This is a genomic window from Alistipes montrealensis (genome assembly GCF_018362775.1).
In the GTDB taxonomy this organism is placed as follows: domain Bacteria; phylum Bacteroidota; class Bacteroidia; order Bacteroidales; family Rikenellaceae; genus Alistipes; species Alistipes montrealensis.
In genome coordinates, this window is the sequence record NZ_JAGYXY010000003.1 from 73,426 (window position 1) to 96,592 (window position 23,167).

Here is a 23,167-nt window from a genome sequence, read left to right on the forward strand (position 1 = left end):
AATAATTTCAATAACTTTATCATCGGCAATTATAGCGGTAGTTTTTAGATAATTATCATAAAATGAAAACGAAAATTTTGACTTTGACGGCAGCTCTGCTAATGCTGGGCGGGTTTGTCGCATGCAATGACTCGGAAGAGCCCGAATATATCGGCACTCCTCCCGTCACTGCCCCCGCGGACGTTTCGGCTTTTTTCAAGACCTATCTGCCTTCGAGTTACTATTCGCGCCCCGAACCGGAATTCAATTTCAGCGAAATCGATTCTCGCGACATCGAATGTTTTGTGATCAACAGCATGGAAGAGTTCGAGGCCGTTGCACCTCCTGCGGTCGAGCTGCCGGTAATCGACTTTGTGAAATACACCCTTATTATCGGACAGCATTGGATGGGGGATCCCGGATACACTTTCGAGAGGCAGGCTGTAGATTCCGATTCCGATAAGATGATATTGAATTTGGTTTACAAGCGATTGGGAGGGGCGCATCCGGCGAGTATGACTAATTTTTATTTTTGGGGACTCTACACCAAACTTCCCGAAAAAACGCTTACTGTTAACAAAATCATAATTTAGATATTCGGATTGACACGAACACTGTTTATAAGGTGGACAAGTGATCATCTATCAATCTGCCTGAAGCCTTTTCCAGCAGATTAAAGCAAACTCTTATTATTGGATTTTTATGTACTCCGAATATTTTATCTCGACAAAGGGATTATCGCTGGATATGGTTTGGTGTACGGTTTTCACGCGTTTCCAGAATATCTATCGCCGCTTATACTCAATCCATACTGCCTGGCGAAGCGTTACCGGAATCCTGATTTCGCATCCTTACGCAGATGATTTTTGAATACACAAGTCTTAAACGTAGCCATCTCTTAATTTTTTGAGCCATTTTTGGACAACATTTTGGCGAATAATAACCTATTTTTCGGCCTTTTTCAGAGATCGCACCAGAAAGCACCTGATGATATGAACGAGAAAAACATATCCAACGTGTTTTATAACACGCTGAATATGAGGTAAATGTGAAGAAATGCCTGAGATTTCTCTCTTGAGCGGAAAACGGAAACCGAACCTTGGGTTTCTTTCCGTTATGTATCAATATGTTACGGCGTTCTTTGGTTTTTTAGGTCACCGATAAGTAGCTCACCTTTTGCGCCTTGCTGCATTTCTATGCGTCAATACAAAGATACACAATCTTTTAGACATAAACAAATCTTTTATTCTATCTATTTTGGCGAAGTATTTTATCGTACCCGTCGAAATCCATCAGGTCGAACGATTCCACCCGCTCCCCCGCTTCCCGCCGGGCGGCTATGATCTCCAACAGTTGCCGGAATTGCCGGAACCGTCTTATCGCGTCGGCTCCCGACGGGGTTTCCCGGCCTCCCGCCCACATATCATGCCTTACGGCATAGGCGTATGCGAACACCTTGAGCGAAAGATGATCGTGGCGCGGCGTTTCCCGCAGGCGGAATATTAGGTCCGTATCGTCTGGGGTCGTCAGGTAATGATACCACCCCGGCGGCGGCTCGGACTGCCATTTACGCACAAAGACCGTCGGCAGATGGTCCGCCCGGATCACGAAATTATTGCGCCGCAGGTAGGCGACGCTTTGCCGAATCTCCTGATAGGGATCGTAATAAGGGCCTCCGTATATTCGGTACTGCTTCCGGTCGGCCGGATAATGCAGGCTCGCATAGCCGGGATGGAGCAGTTCGTATTGCACGGGCAGCGGCACGGCCATATCCGTCAGCAGTTCGCGCAGCAGTCCAACCATCTGCGCCCCGGCATGGTGTTCTTGAAAAACGAGCAGGTCGCAACGCTCGATAAACAGCCGGAACAGCTCCGGAGGCGAAAAACGCTCCGCGCACCGCTCCATCACCTCCCGACGATCCGCCGCGTCGATAATCGGGTTGCATTCGGCGGCTTTGCCGTACGAAACGTTTTGCAGATATTCCCGCCATTGTCGGGCCGTCAGCACGACGGCGACCTCCAACCCGGAGTGCTTCGCCCGTTGTTCCAAAAGGCAGGACGCAACCGACCGCTCGGCTTTGCCCGTCAGGGCAATCAGCACCCGGACGCGCGACATGGATTTCAGATAGTATGCGGCGAGTTGTTCGAAATACTGCGCCGTGCGGAAACCGCAGCCGCAGCCGTACAGGATACCGAGGGTAAAGGCTGGTTCCATAGTTTGTGGTTGTCGGATTAAAAAGCGGATGCGGGGCCGAAACAATCAAGTGACGCAACTTCACAGATTGAAGAATTCGTTTCGGTCGCCCGCATCCGCAGAAGTAAAAAAGAAAGGACGGCCGGGCACGGGATTACTTGCGTGTTACTACCAGATTTCAGGGCCATGTCCGCCGTCCTTGTGAAGCCCCCGGCAGACACGGCAATGCCCGCCGGCCAAGGGCCGACGGATGCCAAAAACGCCTCTTTTCGATTGATGTGCCGTGACATAATGCCGGGGTTGAGATTGTGTGAGTGCGCCCCGGATGGAAATAAAAAAGGGGCGCATTTGCAGCCCCGTTAAGCAGGTCGTGGAAAACCCGAATCAGTAAGCTGTCCTGCGCCCTTGTCTGCCCCGCCCGTAAAGGGCAGGACATAACAAGGACTGACAACTATTATACCTGATTCAAACCCTCCCGAAAGAGGTTTCCACGTTTGCTTAACGGTATAAAGAGTTGTTTACCCTTTATATGTTATGTCCGTCGGCTATGCCGAATCGAGATAATTCCTTGAAGTTTGCATAGTAGTTGCTTGCCAGTTTGTTCCCGGACGGCCTCTGCCGCCCCTATACAACGAAACTGCTTCAAGGAATCGTGAAACAAATATACGAACAATTTCGAATCTAATACTAACGGGCCGTGTGTTTTTGGAAAAATCTTGCTAATTTTGTGGGTATGAAGAACTCCATCGACTTTCTGCCCGAACGCAAACAGCGGGATTTACACGAATTGGCCGCACTGATCCGCGACGAGGTGAAAGATGTCGTTATGATTATCCTATACGGAAGTTATGCGGCGAATACCTATGTCGAACGCGACGAACGGCGCGACTACGGCGTGCGGACAATCTACATGAGCGACTACGATCTGCTGGTCGTTACCAAGCGTCGGCTGGGAGAAAGGGAAAGCACGGTAGAGGCCCGCGTTAGGGAGCGGTTTGCAGCCGGGAAGAACGACGAGAACCTGCCCCGACCCCAGATTATCAACGAAAGCATCTCCAAGCTGAACGACGCCCTGACGATGGGACGTTATTTCTACGTCGAGATCGTCGCAAAGGGTATCATGCTCTACGATTCGGGCGAATGTCAGTTAGCAACGCCCGGAGAGTTGGATTATGCCGAGATAAAGAAAATGGCGGAAGAGTATTATACAAGCAAATATACTCGCGCTACATATTTCTTTGATGACGCTATTACTAACATCCACAAAAACAGATTTGTCCAAGCATCTTTTTATCTTCACCAAGCTGCCGAGTATTTTCTAAAAGCTATCCCGTTGGTTTATATTCTTTACGGGTATAAAGAACATGATCTTGAATTTCTGATCGGGAAATGCAAGCCCTATACCTTGGAACTGGCAAAAGTATTCCCCTGCGACACGGACGAAGAAAAACGCCTGTTCGACCTGCTGCGCCGCGCCTATCTGGAGGCACGCTACAACGATAAGTTTGTTGTAACGAAATCCGACATCGACGCCCTTGTCCCCAAGATCGAACTACTCCGTGGGATTGTGGAAAAGGTCTGCGAAGAGCGGATCGCCGAATATGGGTGTCTGATGAAAAAATGACCTTGCAACAGCCCAAGCAGGTATAGAACCTATTCTATGGTTTTGGATCGTTTTTGCCGCACCATTTGTTGTAGCGAAAAATTTTATTATATTTGTCTATTCACCATTTTAACATTGATTATGGATTCGGGGTTCAACAGCATCAAGGATATTTTCGACTCGCTGATAGTGGCAGCGAGTTTAATCCTCTCTTTGATGTCGTTAAAAAAAATGCAATTTATTTTCACTTTCTATAAAAGTGAAAAAACGCAAATTAATGACTATCAATATAATATAAGTTAACACAACCCTCTTTTCTCCTCTTTTCTCCTCTTTTCTCCTCTTTTCTCCTTTTTTCACCCATTATTGCCAAAATCAAAGGCTATCGCCCAAATTGCAAAATATTGATTATCAATACTCTATCAATTCCACCTTATTTCAACTTCCTAATAAAAAATCGAATTTATTTTCACTTATTATAAAAGTGAAAATCGTAAAGTGCTGAATATCAACAACAAGAGGAAAATAAAGATTTTTATACCTGATTTTCTGCAACAAATCCGAGCGTTTCGATCATTCGGGCGGAAGCACCGAAAGTAGTAATCCCGCGTGGTTATCCAAAAATAGATTAAGCTAAAAATGCCTTCCTCGTTTTCTCGTCGGGTAACTTCTGACCTGCGGCCTCGGTTTCTGTTGCTGTTCCGATTTGACCTGTGGCTTTGTGTCGGGCTTCACCTCTTGCGGCTGTTGCACGGATAATACGCACTCGGTCAGCATATCTTTCTGTCCGGGCTTTGATTCCACCCCGAACCGGGATCGGTAAACCGTTCCGTCCTGCTTGCGGAACGCCTTAATCAACCCCTGCTCGGAATACAACTGTTTCTGTTCCTGCACCGTCAGCCGACAGCCTTTTATCGCCGTAACCAATTCACGGGTAAAGGCTTCATCCCTGCGGCGCAGGGCGATAAGGGTGTATTGCACCCCTCCTGCATTGTCGAACCAGTATTCGCGCAGCATATTTGCATCGCTGCGGCGAACGATTATCCGCAGCGTCCGGTTCTCCTGCAATTGCCGCCATTGCGCCTGCGTAAAGCGCGTACCGCCGATTTCGACCTGCTGTGGTGCGGAGGGTTTCGGTTCGGCTGAAGCCGGTTGCATCTGCCGCGACTGTTGCAGGCGGGGTGTTTCTTCCCGTTTGATCTGCGGCGGTTGCGGTCTTTCGACTTTCCGCGGCTTCGGCGTTGTGTTGCGTTCCTGCTCCCGCTGTCTTTCCCGCATGTATTTGATCTCCTCGTCGGCTGCTTCCCGTGCCAACGTCTCGACCCGTTCGCGGATCATCTTCGACAATCCGGCATAGCTGAATTTGCGGCCTACCTGCGAACCTTTGAATGTCAGTCCGTCTTTGGTAAAGGTTACACCCTGAACCGCTTTCTTCGGGTCGTTGCCCCGGTGGATGAACTGCATGCCGATCCCCTGCCGTTTCAGCTTGGCCGACAGGTCGGCGATCCGGTCGCATTTGGGCAGGATGCGGGTTATGGCGTCGAACACCTCCTGCCGCACCTTGTCCGTTCCGTGGAGCCGTTCAGTCTTTATGTCCCGCTTGCCGTTGGAGAATGTCAGCCCGTACTGGCGTTTAAGCTGTTTGCAGACTTTGACGTTCCGGCGGCGCTCGTTCTTATCCGCCACAAGTGTCCGGTCGTATTTCACCCGGTTGTAGATAATATGCAGGTGGGGATGCTCCGTATCGTTGTGCCGGGCGACGATATACTGCGTATCGGCGATTCCCATGCGTTCCATGTAGGCAGCCGCCAGTTCCCGCATCCGTTCGTCGGTCAGCTTCGGTGCATCGTCCCGATGGAACGAGAGCGAGATATGCCCCACGACCTTTGCGATCTCCCGGCGGGCCTTGCGCTGGAAGTTGAAATCGTCGATTATCGACCGGATGCTTTCTGTATCTACCCCGTCGCTGTCCAGCAGGCGGGCTTTCTCTTTCCTGAGGACATACTCGACGGCTCCGCCGAACGATTTGCCCGTTACGATCTTTCCTATCATTGCTACTCTCTTTTCAGTTTGGCAATCATCCGATTGTAAAACCGGATGATCCGGATCAGTTCCGCTTCCCGCGTTGCGGCTCCTGCGGCGTTTTGGACTTTGGCAAGTTGGTTCAGGTTGTTCTTCTCGCGGGTCAGTTCGGCAATCAGGCTCAGTTCTTCGGGGCTGGTCGGGGCGATGACCTTTCCGGCAAGCACCATTTGCCGGGCGTATTCCGACAGGGTCAGCCTGCTTTTCGCTGCGCTTTGTTGCAGGGTTTGCATCTGGGCGGCCGTTACGCGGAAACGGACAGTTTGGGAGTGCTTTGCGGCGGCGGTTTTGGGCGGTCTGCCGCCCTTGTTCTTTCGGTTCTCGGCCATGTGCAAATCCGTGTTAGTTCAGCGCATGGCCGCACGTCCGACCGCTGCCGGATGACCGGGTAAAACCCGTGAAGCGGGCACGGTCGTAAACCCGCGTCGCAGACGCCCCGAATCCCAAGCCCGCGGCGACCGCAGGGAGCGGCGAGCGTTTCGGAATGCGACCCGCACCGGGAGCAGTCCGAATGGGATGGCCTCGCAGAGCAAGGTTGTTTGAAGTGGTCGCAAAAAACGTCGGAGACGGATTTTTGTGGCACGAAAACACAACCTTGCTTCCTCCCGTTTCGGGAGCGGTCGATGCCGGGGCCGAAGCCCCGGACATGGCACGCCGAAGCTGGCCCGCAAGACCCGCCGGATATAGTCGGCGGAGGCTGCGGGCGGCAAAGGCGGGACGTATCGCATCGACGCTCACGCAAAGGCGCAGGCGGACAGAGCGGGAAAGTCAGTACCCCGAAAGGCGAGAGATCGGAGAGTTGATTTCAGGGCGGGCGGCTCTTCACGACGGGCGGAAGATCGCCGGAGTGAAATGGATGGTTCGGGTAGTCATAAATGTGTCGGATTTTAAGATTTGCGGCGAAGATAATACACAATTTTCCAATCTGTTACACGCCTGATATTATTGCGCCCTGCTGCGCGGAACTGCTCCGTAGTACGGACAAAACGTCCGGATGTTTGATTTTGGCACTGATACCCCGAAACTGCGGCTGATTTTGTCCGGTTTTCGGGGTCAATTAGCACCGTTCATAACCGTTCACTCTCCGGACAGCACCAAGTCGGGACGCTGCCCTTATCTTGCCGCCAAGTTTGCAGGAACGCCGAGGGGAGAGGCCGGGAGTTATGCCGCGGAATCCGCCCGATTCATGGGGCCAATTAGGGCGATCGAGGGAGAACGAGGGCGTAAACAGCATCAAAACAACGGGGCGTCCCTTATATTGCCGCCGGATTTGCAATAGAGAACGAGGGCGGACGGTCTGGGCGGCATGGAGCGGCCATATATCCGGAAACCTCCGGTTCGGTATTACCTTGCAAATGAAATTTATTATTAACCTATTTAATTCAAATTTTTATGACAAGTATTTGTATGGACGAGCGCGTATGAAGAGCGCTCACGGAACGGCTGAAAACATTGGCTGCTCAATCACAACGAACCGGGAAGCGGTACAACCCGCCGTCGCCCGACGGCTGACTGGACGGGGCGGAGGTTTGTCAGCGATTGCGGATTTCCAAGCGCACGCTCCAAAGTTACCGCGACAAGCGGGTACTGCCCTATTCGAATGTCGGCGGTAAGTTCTTCTACCGGGAAACCGACGTAACCGGGTTTCTGCGGACGCGGACAATCAGAAAAGGGGTGTAACATGGAATCGGACTATTTAACGATGGAGAGCGAGGAAGTCCGGGAGTTGCTCGCTATGATCGACCGGGCCGAAGAAACCCTGCAACTGGCCGATAAGAACTATCGTCCTCCGGTCGGGGCGGAGAACAACCTGACGGGCAGCGAGGTTTGCGATCTGCTGCACATCTCTCCCCGAACCTTGCAGACGCTCCGCGATACGCGGCAGATACCGTTTGTCGCAATAAGCGAGCGTAACATCCTCTATCCCGAATCAGCGATTCGGGAAACGCTGACAAAGAATTACAGACCTGCCCAAGACCCGTTTTAGGTTGGTGTAAATGAAAAGGCGGGGCGCGTCAGGGATCATTCCGAATCCCGTGCGCTCCACCTTTCTTCATGTACTATCATGCCGGATTAGCGAAGATACTGCCGATCTTCTGCATCTCCCGGCCGATCAAGCCCTCCGAGAACTTGGCATAATGCCGTGTCATGTTGGTATTGGTATGGCCGAGGATTTTTGCCAGCACATCTATCGGCATCCCATACTCCACGGCAAGGCAGGCGAACGTATGCCGGGCGACGTGCGTCGTCAGCGTCTTGTCGATATTGCAGATGCCCGCCAGTTCTTTCAGATAGGCGTTCATCTTCGAATTGCTCGGTACAGGTAACATCTTTCCGCGTTGTCTGCAATTTGGGTCGTGTTCGTACTTTCGCAGAAGTTTCACCGGGTGCGGCAACAAAGGGATGCGGCTCATTACGGCGGTTTTCTCGCGGGGTTTGTGAATCCACAACTGCCCGTTGTCGTCTGCGCTGATATGTTCCGGGCGCAGGTGGTCGGCATCCGTAAAGGCAAGTCCCGTCAGGCAGCAGAACGCGAACACGTCCCGGATGCGTTCTATCCGCTCGTTGGGCATAGGTTTGGTTATCAAAACATCCAATTCCGATTTGGTTAGGTGGTCTTTCGACTTGTTGTGTTCAGGCTTTAGCTTGTAGTACTGAAACGGATTCTTTTCGATCCACTCGTTACGAATGGCGTACAGCATAAAGTTTTTAAGACAGCACAACAGATTGACCGCGCCGTTGGTCTTGCAGTTGTGGGCCGTCTGGATAAAGGTGTTCAGTCCGTCGAGGTATTCGTAATTCACCCTGTCCAGCGGCAAATCCTCTTTCTTATACTGCGCCTGCATATACTCCTTTAGATACCGCAGCAGGCGGTGATACTTGTTCGCCGTCAGTTGGGTAATGCGTATCCCGACCTCTTTCTGCCGCTTGTCGCAATATTTTGAGAACTCGGCAAGGAACTGCCGCGCATTGCCCGCGGGGTTTTCAAGCCGGTGTTTGATCGCAAAGCACGTCGGCTCTTTGCCCTCCTTGATTAACTGGTCATAGGCCGCGAGGACATTGGCCCGGTAGCTGGCGACGATGCTGTTGATCTGTTGGTCTATCTCGTCCTTATAGAGAGACCGTTCAAGCCGTTGATTCCAACGCTCCGGTTCGATTTGGCATCGCGTGTAAATCTCCGTAGCCGTGCCGCAGGTCTTGATGCGCACATAGATCGGGGCCTTGCCCTTTTTCGTTACTTTGGTCTTCTTGCAGAAGAAAACCACGCTGAAAGTTCGCCGAGCCGAGGGCATAGCCGAACTTGTTCGAGCTATGCCGAGGCGAGAATGAACTTCAACTTTGTTGAAAGTCTTTCTTTCCATACTGCTGTAAATAGTTTGTTAGTAATACGTTTACAGCATAGAATTGTTGCGGGGCAAAAAGCTGATAATTAATGCAATAACTTACATTAGTGACCTATTTTAGGTGTGAGCGAAACAGGTCACCGATAAGGTCGTAAAAACCTGCATTCCGTTGCTTTTTACGGCTTCAACCTAAAAACGAAAAAACCTTACATATCATTGATACATAAGGTTTTTGCTCTTTATTGCCGCCTCTTTCTCAAGGCTTCCTGAGCGGAAAACGGGATTCGAACCCGCGACCCTCAGCTTGGGAAGCTGATGCTCTACCGACTGAGCTATTTCCGCATTACGGAGTACAAAGTTACTCCGTTTTTTTTATTTGTCAAGTTTTCGGCCCCCGAAAATAGCGCTTAATCCACGATTTTTTTCAGCGATGCGAGGTTTTCGGGATTTTTCAGGTTGCGTCCGTCGGCTGAGTAGAGATAGTCGATCCGGCTGCGGAAATGCTCTTCGACCTTCCCGCGGACGACTTTCATCGTGCTGTTCACCAACCCGTTCTGCTCCGTGAAGGCCTCGTCTACAATAGCCAGCCCTACGGGCAGCCACCGCTCGGGGAACTCTCCGGCATAAGGACCTCCGGCCCGGTAACGGTCGATCTCACCCCCGATGATCTCCGCTGCAACGGCGGCGCGCTCCGCTTCGGGCGTTTTGCGGGCTTCCAGTTCGCGGCGCAGCGCCTCGCGGTTGGGAACCACGATCGCCCCCGTAAACGGACTTTGGTTGTTGTGGATGATGATCTGGTCGATATACGGCGATTTGTCCACAATCGCCTCTTCCATCCCCTCGGGGCTGTATTTCTCGCCGTCCGATGCAATCAACAGGCTTTTGAAGCGTCCCAATACATACAGGAAATCGTCCTCCGTGACATAGCCCATGTCGCCCGTGTGCAGCCATCCGTCGCGCACGGTGTCGGCCGTAGCTTCGGGATTTTTCCAATATCCGGCCATGACGTTCTCGCCGCGGATCACGATTTCGCCCTTCTGTCCGCGGGGAACTTCATTCCCCTCCTCGTCGAGAATCTTCAGATCGAGCGGAATGAGTATCTTGCCCGATGAACCGAATTTGTGTCCGTGATATTTGCCCGAATTGGCCGAGATCACGGGCGTCGCTTCCGAGAGTCCGTAACCCTGATACATCGGGATGCCGATGGCATAGTAGAAACGCTGTAACTCCGTGTCGAGCAGCGCCCCTCCGCCGACGAAGAACTGCAAACTGCCGCCGAACGCTTCCCGCACCTTTCGGAACAGGATGGCATCGAACAGCGCAACGGCGGGTTTGAGCACGATGCGCCAGCCGCGCCCTTTGCTGTATCCGTCCCGGTTGTAGATATATGCCGTGCGGAGCGCCAGGTTGAACAGTCCTTCGGTGAACTTGCCTTTGGCGCGTATCGAACTTTCGATGCCTTTGCGGAAATTCTTGGCCAGCGCCGGAACCGACAGCAGGAAGTGCGGCTGCACCTCGCGGATGTTCTGCGGAATATTCTTGAGCGTCTCCATCGGCGTCGAGCCGATCTGAACCGTTGCCACCGATGCGCCGCAGGCGATCACGATATAGAATCCTGCGACATGCGCGAAGCAATGGTCCAGCGGCAGGATGATCAGCGTGCGGTAATGGGACGGGATGTCGATGCGCGACAGCGACTGCTCGACATTGGCCGTGTAGTTGCGGTGCGTCAGCACGACGCCCTTCGGGTCGGCCGTCGTTCCCGACGTATAGGTGATCGAGGCGTAGTCGTCGTTCTGGATGGCCTGCCCGATCTTCATGAATTCCTCCTTGTTCTTGGCGAGATAATCGCGCCCCATGCGTTTCAGCGTCCCGTAGGCCGTCTCACCCGACTCCAGCGGAATGTGCCCGAGAACGATCACGTGTTCCAACTGCGGCAGTTCGGCGCGGATGCGGCGAATTTTCGGCAGTTGGTGTTTAGATACGAAAATGGCCTTGACCTCGGCGTGCCGCAGCCGGAACAGCAGGTCGTTCGACTCTTCGAGTTTCACCGACAGGGGTACGCTGATGGCTCCGGCGTAGAACAATCCCAGTTCCGAGATGATCCATGCGTTGCTGCCTTCGGCCAGGATCGCCACTTTGTCTGCGGGGCGGATGCCCATCGAGGCAAGTCCCGCTCCGACTTCCAACGCCTGTTCCCGGGTTTCGGCGTAAGTCGTGGGTTCGAATTTGCGGTGTCGCTTTTCCAGCAGGAATGTTTTGGCCCCGTATTTCCATACGGAGGCTTCGAAGAGGTCGATGATGGTCTTTTTCATGGCTCTAATCCATTTTCAGCACGGCGAGGAATGCCGACTGGGGTACTTCGACGTTACCGATTTGGCGCATGCGCTTCTTGCCTTTCTTCTGTTTTTCGAGCAGTTTGCGCTTACGCGAAATGTCGCCGCCGTAGCACTTCGCCGTCACGTCCTTGCGTACGGCTTTCACCGTTTCGCGGGCGATGATTTTGGCGCCGATGGCGGCCTGTATGGCGATGTCGAACTGCTGGCGCGGGATCAGCTCCTTGAGCTTCTCGCACATCTTGCGTCCGAAATCATAGGCGTGGTCCGTGTAGGTGAGCGACGAAAGCGCGTCCACCGGTTCGCTGTTGAGCAGAATATCCAGCTTGACCAGTTTCGAAGGCTGGAATCCCGTGCGGTGGTAGTCGAACGAGGCGTAACCTTTTGAAATGCTTTTGAGTTTGTCGTAAAAGTCGAAGACGATCTCCGAGAGGGGCATGTCGAAATTGACCTCCACGCGGTCCTGCGTGAGGAATGTCTGGTTTTTCATCACCCCGCGCTTATCGATGCACAGTTTGATGACGTTGCCCAGGAACTCCGCTTTGGTAATGATCTGCGCCTGAATATAAGGTTCTTCGATTTTGTCGATCTTCGTCACTTCCGGAAGCCCCGAGGGGTTGTGCACTTCGACGATGTCGCCCTGCGTCGTGGTGATGCGGTACGATACGTTGGGAACGGTCGTGATAACGTCCATGTCGAATTCGCGGTACAACCGCTCCTGGATGATCTCCATGTGCAGCAGTCCGAGGAATCCGCAGCGGAATCCGAAGCCCAGCGCCAGCGAACTCTCCGGCTCGAACGTGAGCGACGCGTCGTTGAGCTGCAACTTTTCGAGCGAGGCACGCAGGTCTTCATACTGGTCGGCCTCGACGGGGTAAACACCCGCGAAGACCATTGGCTTGACATCCTCGAAACCCGCGATGGCCTCCTTGGCGGGATTGGTCACCGAGGTGATCGTGTCGCCGACCTTCACGTCCGCCGAGGTTTTGATCCCCGAACAGATATACCCCACGTCCCCGGCCTTAATCTGCTGCCGGGGCTGCATCTTGAGTTTCAGCACGCCCACCTCGTCGGCGTCGTATTCGCTGCCCGAGTTGAAGAATTTCACGTGGTCGCCTTTGCGCATCGTGCCGTTGAATACCCGGTAATAGGCGATAATGCCGCGGAAGGGATTGAATACCGAGTCGAAAATCAGCGCCTGCAACGGTGCGTTCTCGTCGCCCTTGGGAGCGGGAATCCGGTGTACGATAGCCTCCAGCACCTCTTCGACGCCCAGTCCTGTCTTGCCCGAGGCGAGCAGGATGTCTTCGTCCTTGCAGCCTATGAGGTCGATCACCTGGTCCTTCACTTCGTCGATCATCGCCGAATCCATGTCGATCTTGTTCAGCACGGGGATGATCTCCAGGTCGTGCCCCACGGCGAGGTAGAGGTTCGAAATCGTCTGCGCCTGAATGCCCTGCGTCGCGTCGACCACCAGCAGCGCCCCCTCGCACGAAGCGATTGCGCGCGACACCTCGTACGAGAAGTCTACGTGCCCCGGGGTATCGATCAGGTTGAGCGTGTACTGCTGCCCGTCGCGGGCCGTGTATTCCATCTGGATAGCATGGCTCTTGATCGTAATTCCTTTCTCGCGTTCGAGGTCCATGTCGTCGAGCACCTGCGACTGCATTTCGCGCTGGTTGAGCGTGTTGGTCTTTTCCAACAGGCGGTCGGCGAGCGTCGACTTACCATGGTCGATGTGGGCTATGATGCAGAAATTTCGGATATTTTTCATATGTAAAAATGTGTGCGAAGGCAGTCCCGGCCCTCTCCCGGAACGGCCTTTGTTCGGGCTGTTCCGGAGAGCCGCCTGCCTGGCGGCTGTTTATTTGGTCGCAAATATACGAATTATTTTGAATTTACGGAAGTTCGTTTCGTGGGTGTTTTTATCCGGTTTTATCGGTCTCCCATACATTTAAGTAGGATTCGATTTGCTGAATTGAACCGAAACACTTATATTTGCGACTTCAATCAAGCAGTTAGGTATACATGTTAAGCAGACAAATCGCATCCAAGCTCCGGGGCTATGAAACCCCGTTCTACCTCTATGACATGGCGCTGCTGCGCCAGACCCTCGAAAGCGTCGTCTACGAGTCGAAAAAATACGGCTATAAAGTCCACTACGCCATCAAGGCCAACTACGACGACCACCTGCTCGCAGTCATCCGCGAATACGGGCTGGGTATCGACTGCGCCTCGGGCAACGAACTGCGCAAAGCCATCGAGTCGGGCTTCGACCCCAAGGGTATCGTCTATGCGGGCGTGGGCAAACGCGATAAGGAGCTGAAGTATGCCATCGAGCAGAATATCCTGGCCATCAACTGCGAGTCGATCCAGGAACTGGAACTCGTCGACGCCCTTTCGGCCGAGGCCGGCAAGGTGACCGACATCGCGCTGCGCATCAACCCCGACATCGACCCCAAGACCAACCACTGTATCGACACGGGCCAGGCCGACAGTAAGTTCGGCATCTCCTACGAAGAGGTCCTCGAACACGCCAAGGAGATCAAGTCGCTCAAGAACGTCAACATCATCGGCATTCACCTGCACATCGGTTCGCAGATCCGCGAACTGCACGTCTTCGAAAACATGTGCAACAAGGTGAACGTCATCGTCGAAAACCTCGAGAAACTGGGCTGCAAGTTCCGGTTCGTCGACGTGGGCGGCGGTTTGGGCGTCAACTACGACGTTCCCGAGAACGAGCCGATTCCCAATTTCGCTTCGTTGTTCTCGATCGTCCACAACCACCTTCGCATCGGCGACCGCGAGGTGCACTTCGAGTTCGGCCGTTCGATCGTCGCCGAATGCGGCGAACTGATCACGACGGTGCTCTTCAACAAGACCACCGCCACGGGCCGCAAACTGGTGATCGTCGACGCTTCGATGACCGAGCTGGTCCGTCCGGCCATGTACGGCTCCTACCACAACATCGAGAATATCACGGCCAAGGACGACGAGGTGCGCGATAAATATACGGTGGTCGGTACGGCCTGCGAATCGACGGACGTGTTCGACGAAAACGTCACCCTGCGCAAGACGCACCGCGGCGACCTGCTGACGATCAAATCCGCCGGAGCCTACGGCATGTCGATGGCTTCGCGCTATAATTTACACGACCTTCCCGGCGCCGTTTACAGCGACGAGATCAAATAGATGAAGGCGGCTCCGGCCGCCTTTCCTTTCGTATGTGGCTCACCCTCGCATTCACTTCCGCAGCGCTGCTCGGCTTCTACGATGCGGCCAAGAAAAAGGCCCTCACCGGGAACGCCGTGCTGCCCGTACTGCTGCTCAACACCTTTTTTTCAGCGCTTTTCCTGCTGCCGATGATCATTTCGGCAGAATGCGGCTTCGGATGGTTCGACGGTACGGTGCTGGCTGCTTCGCCCGGTACGCTTTCCGCCCACGGACTGGTGCTGCTCAAATCCTCCATCGTCCTCACCTCGTGGATTTTCGGCTATTTCGCCATGAAGCACCTGCCCATCACCATCGTCGGCCCGATCAACGCCACGCGCCCCGTTATGGTGCTCATCGGTGCGCTCCTGATCTTCGGCGAGCGGCTCAACGCCTACCAGTGGACCGGCGTCGCCTTTGCACTCGTGTCGCTCTTCCTGCTGAGTCGTTCGGGCCGGCGCGAAGGTGTCGATTTCCGTCACAACATCTGGATAATTTTCATTGCGGTGGCGGCTGTTGCGGCTGTCGCGAGCGGCTTGTACGATAAATTTATCATGTCGCGCCTCGATCCGGTCTTCGTGCAGGGATGGTGCAACCTCTATCTGTTCGGCCTGATGTCGGTGGTCATCGGCATTCTCTGGTGGCCGCGCCGCCGCACGACCACTCCGTTCCATTGGAGTTGGGCTATTCCGTTGATTTCGGTCTTTCTGGTACTGGCCGATTTCGCCTACTTTTACGCCCTGCACCAGCCCGATGCGATGATTTCCATCGTGTCGATGGTTCGCCGCAGTTCGGTTGTGGTATCGTTCCTCTGCGGCGCCGTACTGTTCCGCGAGCGCAACCTGCGTTCCAAAGCCGTCGACCTGGCCTTTATCCTGGTCGGCATGGTCTTCCTCTGGCTGGGATCACGGTAGAGTTTCAGCGGTTTATCTTAATTTGAATACAATGAAAAAAATCATTTCCCTGGCGGCCTTCCTCTGGCTGCTTACCGGTTGTAAAACCGATCCGGCGGACTCCCTGACATCGCTGTTTCCGAAAACGGAAACCCCGACGCCTGCACTCCTGTGTATCGGTCCGGACGCTATTCAGGAACCGGTTCTGCTGCTCAGTGCGGACAGCGTGCTGATCTGCACGAACCACAGGACCCCGAAAGCGATACGGGTTTACAACCTGAACGACGGGCGCTGGAACGATCTGGTTTCTTTGGGCCGGGCCGGGAACGAACTCTTGAATGTAGCGTCGATCTGGCTTTCCGGGAATGCGCTGCACGTATACGACGCCAATTCCGGTAAAATATTGTGCATTCCGTCGGATGAGTTGTTTCTTCCGAATCCTTCCATAACTGCCGTCCCTTTCCAGCGGGGCTATTTCGGGCTGGCGGCATGCGCCCGAGCTGATCGTTATGCGGGAATGGCTGTCTTGGGCGGAGAGCCGTCGGATGCTCCGTTCAGCCTGCTCGGCGGAGACGGCGGTAAAATCAGCGGTTTCGGGGCTTACCGCGATTCCGACTCCGGGACTGGCCGCAACGAATTGCAGTTCGCCTACCAGGGAGTTCTCAATATGAACGGCGACGGGACGCGGATCGCCTACGCTTCTTTTTTCGGTTCCGTCTTTCAGTTTTTCGACAGTTCCGATCCCCGGAATATCCGCCTTGCCCGGGAGTACCGCTTCGCCGAACCCTCCTATCTGCCGGTGTCCGATCCGGGGCAGCAGAGCTATTTCGTCCGCTGGGAAAAAGATTGCCGGAAAGGAGCGCTTGCAACGGCTTTCGATAAAGACGGTTTTTTCGTTTTGTGCGAAGAGGGAAAACTGGTCTCCGACAAAGATTGGCGGATGTCGACGGTCTATTTTTTCGACTGGGACGGAAATCCCCGGAAGAAATTGGATCTCGGCCGTAGGGTCCAGGCCATAGCCTGCAATGAAACCCGCAGCCAACTGATCGCCCTGGCGGTCGACGAGCAGGAGCAATACACATTCGTAGCATATGATTTGTAGGTTTCCGGGGGCCGGTTCTAAAACAAAATACCCTGCGAATTATGCGGTCCGCAGGGTATTTTAAATGAGTTGTTATGGCGACAGAAAAGAAAATAAAGTATTTTGAAAATCGGGATGCCTGGCGAAAGTGGCTGACCGACAATTTTGACACAGCCGATGAAATTTGGTTTGTATTTCCCGGTAAGTCGTCAGGCGAAAAAAGCGTTTTATACAACGATGCGGTTGAAGAAGCCCTTTGTTTCGATTGGATTGACAGCACGATTAAATCGCTCGACCGGGAACATAAAATTCAGCGCTTCACTCCCAGAAACCCCAAAAGCACCTATTCGCAAGCCAACAAGGAAAGACTTGAATGGCTGTCGGCGAATGGGATGATACATCCTGAATTTAAGGATAAAATACAGACTGTTTTGTCGAAACCTTTTGTCTTCCCGAATGATATAATCGACAAGTTGAAAGAAGAAGAAACCGTCTGGGAAAACTATCGGCGTTTTTCCGAATCATATAAGCGTATTCGGATTGCATACATTGAAGCGGCGCGAACGCGGCCCGAAGAATTTAAGAAGCGGTTAAACCACTTCATCGGCAAGACGAGGGAAAATAAGCAGATAAAAGGATTCGGAGGAATTGAAAAATACTATTAAAGCAGAAAAGACGAACCCGTAAAGGTTCGTCTTTTCTATCTGAATTTTCACTTTAAATAAGGTGTTCCAACTGGTTGACCGTCTTGCGAATCTCTTCGTCGCTGGGCGAAAAGTCCTTCAGCGCTCCGGCCAGATACTGCTCATAAGCGTAAAGATCGATAACGCCGTTGCCCGAGAGGTTGAACAGTATGGTTTTCGATACGCCTTCCTCCTTGGCTTTCAGTGCCTCGCGGATCGTTGCGGCAATGGCGTGCGTCGATTCCGGGGCCGGAATGATACCTTCGGTCTGGGCGAACAATACGCCTGCGGCGAGGGTTTCGACCTGCGGCAGCGATTGTGCCTCGATCAGCCCGTCCTTGAGCAGTTGGCTGACGATCGAACCCGCCCCGTGGTAACGGAGACCTCCGGCGTGAATGTCCGACGGCTGGAAGTCGTGACCCAGCGTATACATCGGAATCAGGGGCGTGAAGCCGGCTACGTCGCCGAAGTCGTACTGGAATTCTCCGCGCGTGAGCTTCGGGCATCCCGCCGGCTCCACGGCGATTACGCGGATTTTCTTCCCCTCCGTAAGGTTCTTCTGCAGGAACGGGAATCCGATCCCCGCGAAGTTACTGCCGCCGCCGAAACAGCCGATCACCATGTCCGGTTCAGCGTCGGCCATCTCCATCTGCTTCACGGCCTCCTGTCCAATCACGGTTTGGTGCAGTGCGACGTGGTTCAGCACGCTGCCCAGGCAGTAACGCGTATCTTCGGGACGGCGCAGCGCCATTTCCACAGCCTCCGAGATCGCCAGTCCGAGGCTTCCCGAGCAGTGCGGGTCGCGCGCCAGGGCCGCACGTCCCGATTCGGTCAGCGTCGAAGGCGACGCCACGCACTCCGCGCCCCAGGTGTTCATCATCAGACGGCGGTAGGGCTTCTGATCGTAGCTGACCTTGACCATGAAAACCTGCAGGTCGATTCCGAAATGCTTCGCCGCAAAGGCGATCGAGGCGCCCCACTGCCCTGCGCCCGTCTCGGTCGTCAAGTGCTTGATGCCCTGCTTGTAGTTGTAGTAGGCCTGCGGCACGGCGGTGTTGGGCTTGTGCGAGCCTGCCGGCGACACGCTTTCGTTCTTGAAATAGATTTTCGCCGGCGTTCCGAGGGCTTTTTCCAGCCCCGTTGCGCGTACGAGCGGCGTCGGACGCCATATTTTATAGATTTCCTGCACCTCTTCGGGAATGTCGATATAACGTTCGGTCGACATCTCCTGGTCGATCAGTTCCTCGGCGAAGATGGCCGACATCTGCTCTTTCGTGACGGGCTGCTTCGTTCCGGGATGCAGCGGCGGCAGCGGTTTGGTGGGCATGTCGGCCACGATGTTGTACCATTGCGTGGGCATTTGATTTTCGGAGAGACAGAATTTCTTGGTTTCCATTGTCGTTATTTGTATTTGAATTTAAAGTGCTAAAGAAAAAGCCCGCTGTTTACTTTCTCGTAAACAACGGGCTTGTGTATTTTCAGGTTTTCACTATACACGCGCGGTTCCGCACTCATTGTTCACGAGAGTCCCGGGGCGCCACCACCATGCCTGTATGTTGAAATTGTAATTCATGTTTCGTTTTGCTCGTGCAAATATATGCCCTCGAAAGCGAAAAAACAAATTTTCAGCCGAAAATATTCAAACTCTGATGTGTCATTATTCTTGTTTGGATAAATAATTAGTTATATTTGAGGTACTATAATAAACAGCGCGATTGCATAATGGAGATTGTATCGTATCAGATATGAAGATGACCATTAACAAAAAGTGATTAAGTATGAAAAGATTGATATTTTTTTCTGCCATGTGCCTCGCTTTCTTGCGATGTTCAAATGAAACTGGACTGACCGGAACTCATCTAATCTATAAGGAATATCTCATAGATTCCTATCTGAGCGTTGATCGGATAAGCATATCTCTAATAAATGAGATAACCTTTGTAATCGATGGTATTGGCCCTATTTACAGCATAATATCGGATGATGCTGCAAATGTTGCACGATTCAAAGAACTGGCCGCTGAAAAGAATGATAATTTCAAACAGGATGCAGCCGTTGAAGATTGCTATTCAATCGGTGATTATGAATGCTTTGCCGAGAATTTCAAAGAGATTCATATCTCCAGTAATATAGCCTGGGACGACAAGCATTCTGCCGGAGATTCTTTAAATGACTTATGCTATTTTATGGCCTATTCATACGCTTCGGCCCTGAAAGAGGAGCATTCATACGGGGCCTTGTCTTGGGTTAAAAAACGGGTGAATGAATTGACCGCCGCTGATTTGGAATTATTGAGTACCAAATCGGTGAAGTTGGCTTTCTTCGACGAAGGATTGCCGATAACGAAGCCTCAGACGATTACGGTTTCGGTGACAATGGAAACCGGGCGGGTTTTGACAGCAAGCTATAAAATAACTGGAAAGTAAAATCCGTTTCTTTCCTTCACGGATCGACGTTAAGCCCTCGGAGCAGTAGCCCCGAGGCTTTTTTCTTTTGCTCGTGCGAGTTATATGAGGTGTTTTTTCCACGTTTTGCGGAAAAATACTTATCTTTGCTTGATTTTAGAAAATAATTTATCCTACCATGAATATTTCGTATAACTGGCTCAAACGTTATATCGACACCGATCTTCCGGCCGAAAAGGTCGCTGAAATCCTCACGGACATCGGCCTCGAAGTCGAAGGTTTCGAGAAGATCGAAACCGTGAAAGGAGGCCTTGCGGGCGTTGTCGTCGGTGAGGTCCTGACCTCGGCGGACCATCCCGATTCGGACCATCTCCACATCACTACGGTCGATGTCGGGGCCGTCGAGCCGTTGCAGATCGTCTGCGGCGCGCCCAACTGCCGGGCGGGGCTCAAGGTGTTATGCGCTACGGTCGGTGCGGTGCTCTACCCCGACGGCGGCGACGAGGAGTTCAAAATCAAACGCTCGAAAATCCGCGGCGTGGAGTCGCTGGGCATGCTCTGCGCCGAGGACGAACTGGGCATCGGAGCTTCGCACGACGGCATCATGGAACTTCCGGCGGATGCCCCCGTGGGCATGACAGCCAAGGAATACCTGCATATCGAGGACGACTACCTGATCGAGATCGGCCTGACGCCCAACCGTGTCGACGCCGCTTCGCATATCGGCGTGGCGCGCGATCTGGCCGCCTACCTGAAGAGCCGCGGCGAGAATGTCGCAATGAAGCTGCCCGACGTGTCGGCTTTCGCTCCCGACGACCACAGCCTGGAGGTAAAGATTCGCGTCGAGAATCCCGAAGCCGCTCCCCGCTATGTCGGTGTGACGGTTAAGGGCTGCAAGATCGCCCCTTCGCCCGAATGGATGCAGAACTGCCTGCGCGCCGCGGGCATCAATCCCAAGAACAACCTTGTCGACATCACCAATTTCGTGCTGTTCGAGCTGGGCCAGCCCCTGCACGCCTTCGACGCCGACAAGATCGAGGGCCGCGAAGTCGTGGTCCGCACCTGCGCCGAGGGTACGCCTTTCGTGACGCTGGACGGCGTGGAGCGCAAGCTGACCGACAAGGACCTGATGATCTGTTCCGCGGAGCGTCCGATGTGCATCGCCGGTGTTTTCGGCGGTTTGGATTCGGGCATCAGCGACACCACGACCGACGTATTTATCGAGAGCGCCTATTTCAATCCCGTCTGGGTCCGCAAGACGGCCAAACGCTTCGGCTTGAATACCGATTCGTCGTTCCGCTTCGAACGCGGTATCGACCCCAACATGCAGGTCTACGCCGCCAAGCGCGCCGCCCTGCTGATGAAGGAGCTGGCCGGCGGTACGATCGCGAGCGACATTACCGACATCTACCCTGCGCCGATCGGAGATTTCGTCTTCGACCTCTCGCTGGCGCGTGTCGACGCCTTGATCGGCAAGCAGATTCCCGAAACCGTCGTCCGTACGATCATCGCGGCGCTGGAGGTGAAAATCCTCGCCGAGAAGGATGGCGTGCTGACCGTCTCCGTGCCTCCCTACCGTGTGGACGTGCAGCGCGAAGCCGACCTCATCGAAGACATCCTCCGCATCTATGGCTATAATAATGTCGAGATACCCGTGCAGGTCCGTTCGACGCTCTCCTATGCACCCAAACCCGACCGCAATAAGCTGATGAACCTCGCCGCCGATTTCCTGACGGCCAACGGGTTTACGGAGATCATGTCCAATTCGCTGACGAAGGCGGCCTATTACGAGGGCCTGCAATCCTACCCTGCGGAGCATTGCGTGCGCATCCTCAATCCGCTGAGCGCCGATTTGAACGTGATGCGCCAGACCTTGCTGTTCAACATGCTGGAGGCCGTCGAACTCAACGCCAACCGCCGCAACGGCGACCTCTGCCTTTACGAGTTCGGCAACTGCTATTTCTACGACGAATCGAAGCGTACGGAGGAGAACCGCCTTGCGGCCTACTCCGAGCAATACCGCCTTGCCATCGCCGTTACGGGTGTTTCCACGCCCCAGTCGTGGAACGCCAAGCCGGAAAAAGCGTCGTTCTTCACCCTGCGCGCCGTTGCCGAAAAGCTGCTGCGCCGTTTCGGCATCGACATCTATTCGCTGAAAACCGAAACCCTGCAAACCGACCTCTTCAGCGAGGGCCTCACGCTGTCGCTTAACGGCAAGGAGTTGTTGCAGATCGGTTCCGTCGCTGCGAAAATCCGTCGCCAGGCCGATGTCAAGCAGGATGTGTACTACCTGGAAATGAACTTCGACACCCTCGTAAAATCCACGAAGAAAAACCGGATCGTCGCCGAGGAACTCTCGAAGTTCCCCGAGGTGAAACGCGACCTGGCCCTGCTGGTGGATAAGCAGGTGACTTTCTCGGCGCTGCGCGACGTGGCTTTCGCTACCGAGCGGAAACTGTTGAAGAGCGTTTCGCTGTTCGACGTTTACGAAGGCGACAAACTCCCCGAAGGCAAGAAATCCTACGCCCTGAGTTTTATCCTGGAGGACAAGACCCGCACGTTGGACGACAAGACCATCGAGCGTGTGATGTCGAACCTCACCCGGCAGTTCGAGGAGCGCTGCGGCGCTCAGGTCCGGGCTTAACGAAGTTTTGGCAACCGAACAGCCGCCCGACCCTGCAAAGAGTCGGGCGGCTGTTATTTGAATACGACAATGAAACGATTATCGGAAATATTCGTCTGGACGACGCTGCTCTTTGCGGCGGGCGCCGTATTGTTCTTTTCGAAAACGGCGGCGCTTCCGTACAAAGTCGCCTACCCCGTCCTGCTGCTGGGGCTGTCTACGCTCCTGCTCCGCCGCAGGGAGCTGTACCCGATCGGGGTTGCGTTTCTGCTGTCGGCCGCCGGCGACGTGATGGGTGCAAAACACCTGTTTATTGCGCAGATGGCCTTTTTCGCACTGGCCCACGTCGCCTATATCTGGTGGTTCCTGCCCCGGGCGCGGCGTGCTCCCCGCGTCCTGTCGCTGGCCATCATCGTTCCGCTGCTGCTGTTTCTGTTTATCGGCGTTGTTCCCAACGCTCCGTTTCCGGCCGAATTTATCGGTGTCGCCGTCTACGGGCTGGTTATCGCCGGCATGCTCTATTCGGTGCTGCAATACGAAGGCGTTTACAGCGTCGGTTTCCGCTGTGCGGCCCTGCTGTTCGTCTTTTCCGATTCGGTGATCGCCTGGAACCGTTTCATCGGGCCTGTTCCGGCCCGGACCTATGTCATCATGGTCACCTATTACCTGGCGCAGTACCTGTTTTTCTGCTTTGCTCTCAAATCCCTGGAGCGCGGCGCCGCGTCCCGGCTTTGA

Annotated in this window: 19 protein-coding genes and 1 tRNA gene; 11 read left to right on the top strand and 9 right to left on the bottom strand. The window is 53.8% G+C overall.

The features are described 5' to 3' along the window. Positions 1–62 precede the first annotated feature (62 nt). On the top strand, positions 63–572 hold the full coding sequence (locus KG007_RS06520; protein ID WP_213347789.1) for a hypothetical protein: 510 nt from the start codon (positions 63–65) through the stop codon (positions 570–572). A gap of 96 nt (positions 573–668) precedes the next feature. On the opposite strand, the gene KG007_RS14075 is transcribed toward KG007_RS06520, so the two are convergent. Both KG007_RS14075 and KG007_RS06525 read right to left on the bottom strand, forming a co-directional pair. Continuing rightward, entirely contained in the window at positions 669–749 is an 81-nt protein-coding gene (locus tag KG007_RS14075) for a DUF6549 family protein (RefSeq protein WP_317194930.1), read from the bottom strand. A 478-nt stretch (positions 750–1,227) separates the two neighbouring features. Then, on the bottom strand, positions 1,228–2,193 hold the full coding sequence (locus tag KG007_RS06525; RefSeq protein WP_213347790.1) for a hypothetical protein: 966 nt from the start codon (positions 2,191–2,193) through the stop codon (positions 1,228–1,230). Between the two features lie 712 nt (positions 2,194–2,905). On the opposite strand from KG007_RS06525, the gene KG007_RS06530 reads away from it, so the two are divergent. Further along, a complete protein-coding gene (locus tag KG007_RS06530; protein ID WP_213347791.1) occupies positions 2,906–3,796 on the top strand; it encodes a HEPN domain-containing protein in 891 nt (296 codons plus the stop codon). Positions 3,797–4,408: 612 nt separating this feature from the next. Here KG007_RS06530 and KG007_RS06535 read toward each other — a convergent pair. Both KG007_RS06535 and KG007_RS06540 read right to left on the bottom strand, forming a co-directional pair. Next, a complete protein-coding gene (locus KG007_RS06535) occupies positions 4,409–5,827 on the bottom strand; it encodes a relaxase/mobilization nuclease domain-containing protein (RefSeq protein WP_213347792.1) in 1,419 nt (472 codons plus the stop codon). Between the two features lie 2 nt (positions 5,828–5,829). Further along, complete coding sequence (locus KG007_RS06540; RefSeq protein ID WP_213347793.1) at positions 5,830–6,186, bottom strand: plasmid mobilization protein; 357 nt, start codon at positions 6,184–6,186, stop codon at positions 5,830–5,832. Positions 6,187–7,369: 1,183 nt separating this feature from the next. Here KG007_RS06540 and KG007_RS06545 point away from each other — a divergent pair. Together KG007_RS06545 and KG007_RS06550 are read left to right on the top strand one after the other, a co-directional pair. Continuing rightward, the gene (locus tag KG007_RS06545) at positions 7,370–7,537 is read left to right on the top strand and encodes a helix-turn-helix domain-containing protein (protein WP_213348303.1); all 168 of its coding nucleotides are present in this window, start codon (positions 7,370–7,372) and stop codon (positions 7,535–7,537) included. A gap of 1 nt (position 7,538) precedes the next feature. Further along, on the top strand, positions 7,539–7,844 hold the full coding sequence (locus KG007_RS06550; protein WP_195499315.1) for a helix-turn-helix domain-containing protein: 306 nt from the start codon (positions 7,539–7,541) through the stop codon (positions 7,842–7,844). A gap of 76 nt (positions 7,845–7,920) precedes the next feature. Here KG007_RS06550 and KG007_RS06555 read toward each other — a convergent pair whose 3' ends face one another. From KG007_RS06555 to lepA, 4 genes are all read right to left on the bottom strand, one after another. Then, complete coding sequence (locus KG007_RS06555) at positions 7,921–9,150, bottom strand: site-specific integrase (protein WP_213347794.1); 1,230 nt, start codon at positions 9,148–9,150, stop codon at positions 7,921–7,923. Positions 9,151–9,470: 320 nt separating this feature from the next. Continuing rightward, positions 9,471–9,543, bottom strand: a tRNA-Gly gene (locus KG007_RS06560). Positions 9,544–9,608: 65 nt separating this feature from the next. Further along, positions 9,609–11,516, bottom strand: coding sequence for an AMP-dependent synthetase/ligase (locus tag KG007_RS06565; protein WP_213347795.1), 1,908 nt, complete (start codon positions 11,514–11,516; stop codon positions 9,609–9,611). Between the two features lie 4 nt (positions 11,517–11,520). After that, positions 11,521–13,311 (bottom strand): translation elongation factor 4, encoded by a 1,791-nt coding sequence (gene lepA, locus KG007_RS06570; RefSeq protein WP_213347796.1) that lies wholly within the window; start codon positions 13,309–13,311, stop codon positions 11,521–11,523. A 254-nt stretch (positions 13,312–13,565) separates the two neighbouring features. Between lepA and lysA the strand changes: the two genes are divergently transcribed. The 4 genes from lysA to KG007_RS06590 all read left to right on the top strand — a co-directional run bounded on the left by lysA (position 13,566) and on the right by KG007_RS06590 (position 17,386). Next, positions 13,566–14,729, top strand: a complete 1,164-nt coding sequence (gene lysA / locus KG007_RS06575) for a diaminopimelate decarboxylase (protein ID WP_195460425.1) — start codon at positions 13,566–13,568, stop codon at positions 14,727–14,729. 32 nt (positions 14,730–14,761) lie between these two features. Continuing rightward, complete coding sequence (locus tag KG007_RS06580; RefSeq protein ID WP_213347797.1) at positions 14,762–15,661, top strand: DMT family transporter; 900 nt, start codon at positions 14,762–14,764, stop codon at positions 15,659–15,661. 31 nt (positions 15,662–15,692) lie between these two features. After that, the gene (locus tag KG007_RS06585) at positions 15,693–16,742 is read left to right on the top strand and encodes a hypothetical protein (RefSeq protein WP_213347798.1); all 1,050 of its coding nucleotides are present in this window, start codon (positions 15,693–15,695) and stop codon (positions 16,740–16,742) included. A 74-nt stretch (positions 16,743–16,816) separates the two neighbouring features. Further along, entirely contained in the window at positions 16,817–17,386 is a 570-nt protein-coding gene (locus KG007_RS06590; RefSeq protein WP_213347799.1) for a YdeI/OmpD-associated family protein, read from the top strand. 52 nt (positions 17,387–17,438) lie between these two features. Here the strand turns inward: KG007_RS06590 and KG007_RS06595 are convergent, their stop codons facing one another. Beyond that, entirely contained in the window at positions 17,439–18,800 is a 1,362-nt protein-coding gene (locus tag KG007_RS06595) for a TrpB-like pyridoxal phosphate-dependent enzyme (protein WP_213347800.1), read from the bottom strand. Positions 18,801–19,182: 382 nt separating this feature from the next. On the opposite strand from KG007_RS06595, the gene KG007_RS06600 reads away from it, so the two are divergent. The 3 genes from KG007_RS06600 (at position 19,183) to KG007_RS06610 (ending at position 23,167) form a co-directional block, all read left to right on the top strand. After that, positions 19,183–19,830 carry a hypothetical protein gene (locus KG007_RS06600; protein WP_213347801.1) on the top strand — a complete coding sequence of 216 codons (648 nt, stop codon included), beginning with the start codon at positions 19,183–19,185 and terminating at the stop codon, positions 19,828–19,830. Between the two features lie 157 nt (positions 19,831–19,987). Then, positions 19,988–22,453 carry a phenylalanine--tRNA ligase subunit beta gene (gene pheT / locus KG007_RS06605; protein ID WP_213347802.1) on the top strand — a complete coding sequence of 822 codons (2,466 nt, stop codon included), beginning with the start codon at positions 19,988–19,990 and terminating at the stop codon, positions 22,451–22,453. A gap of 69 nt (positions 22,454–22,522) precedes the next feature. Beyond that, complete coding sequence (locus KG007_RS06610) at positions 22,523–23,167, top strand: lysoplasmalogenase (RefSeq protein ID WP_213347803.1); 645 nt, start codon at positions 22,523–22,525, stop codon at positions 23,165–23,167.

Excerpts from the sequence above, each read along its gene's own strand:
- KG007_RS06520 (WP_213347789.1), top strand. The coding sequence starts at position 63 with ATGAAAACGAAAATTTTGACTTTGACGGCAGCTCTGCTAATGCTGGGC.
- KG007_RS06525 (WP_213347790.1), bottom strand. The coding sequence starts at position 2,193 with ATGGAACCAGCCTTTACCCTCGGTATCCTGTACGGCTGCGGCTGCGGT.
- KG007_RS06530 (WP_213347791.1), top strand. The coding sequence starts at position 2,906 with ATGAAGAACTCCATCGACTTTCTGCCCGAACGCAAACAGCGGGATTTA.
- KG007_RS06535 (WP_213347792.1), bottom strand. The coding sequence starts at position 5,827 with ATGATAGGAAAGATCGTAACGGGCAAATCGTTCGGCGGAGCCGTCGAG.
- KG007_RS06540 (WP_213347793.1), bottom strand. The coding sequence starts at position 6,186 with ATGGCCGAGAACCGAAAGAACAAGGGCGGCAGACCGCCCAAAACCGCC.
- KG007_RS06550 (WP_195499315.1), top strand. The coding sequence starts at position 7,539 with ATGGAATCGGACTATTTAACGATGGAGAGCGAGGAAGTCCGGGAGTTG.
- KG007_RS06555 (WP_213347794.1), bottom strand. The coding sequence starts at position 9,150 with ATGCCCTCGGCTCGGCGAACTTTCAGCGTGGTTTTCTTCTGCAAGAAG.
- KG007_RS06565 (WP_213347795.1), bottom strand. The coding sequence starts at position 11,516 with ATGAAAAAGACCATCATCGACCTCTTCGAAGCCTCCGTATGGAAATAC.
- lepA (WP_213347796.1), bottom strand. The coding sequence starts at position 13,311 with ATGAAAAATATCCGAAATTTCTGCATCATAGCCCACATCGACCATGGT.
- lysA (WP_195460425.1), top strand. The coding sequence starts at position 13,566 with ATGTTAAGCAGACAAATCGCATCCAAGCTCCGGGGCTATGAAACCCCG.
- KG007_RS06580 (WP_213347797.1), top strand. The coding sequence starts at position 14,762 with ATGTGGCTCACCCTCGCATTCACTTCCGCAGCGCTGCTCGGCTTCTAC.
- KG007_RS06585 (WP_213347798.1), top strand. The coding sequence starts at position 15,693 with ATGAAAAAAATCATTTCCCTGGCGGCCTTCCTCTGGCTGCTTACCGGT.
- KG007_RS06590 (WP_213347799.1), top strand. The coding sequence starts at position 16,817 with ATGGCGACAGAAAAGAAAATAAAGTATTTTGAAAATCGGGATGCCTGG.
- KG007_RS06595 (WP_213347800.1), bottom strand. The coding sequence starts at position 18,800 with ATGGAAACCAAGAAATTCTGTCTCTCCGAAAATCAAATGCCCACGCAA.
- KG007_RS06600 (WP_213347801.1), top strand. The coding sequence starts at position 19,183 with ATGAAAAGATTGATATTTTTTTCTGCCATGTGCCTCGCTTTCTTGCGA.
- pheT (WP_213347802.1), top strand. The coding sequence starts at position 19,988 with ATGAATATTTCGTATAACTGGCTCAAACGTTATATCGACACCGATCTT.
- KG007_RS06610 (WP_213347803.1), top strand. The coding sequence starts at position 22,523 with ATGAAACGATTATCGGAAATATTCGTCTGGACGACGCTGCTCTTTGCG.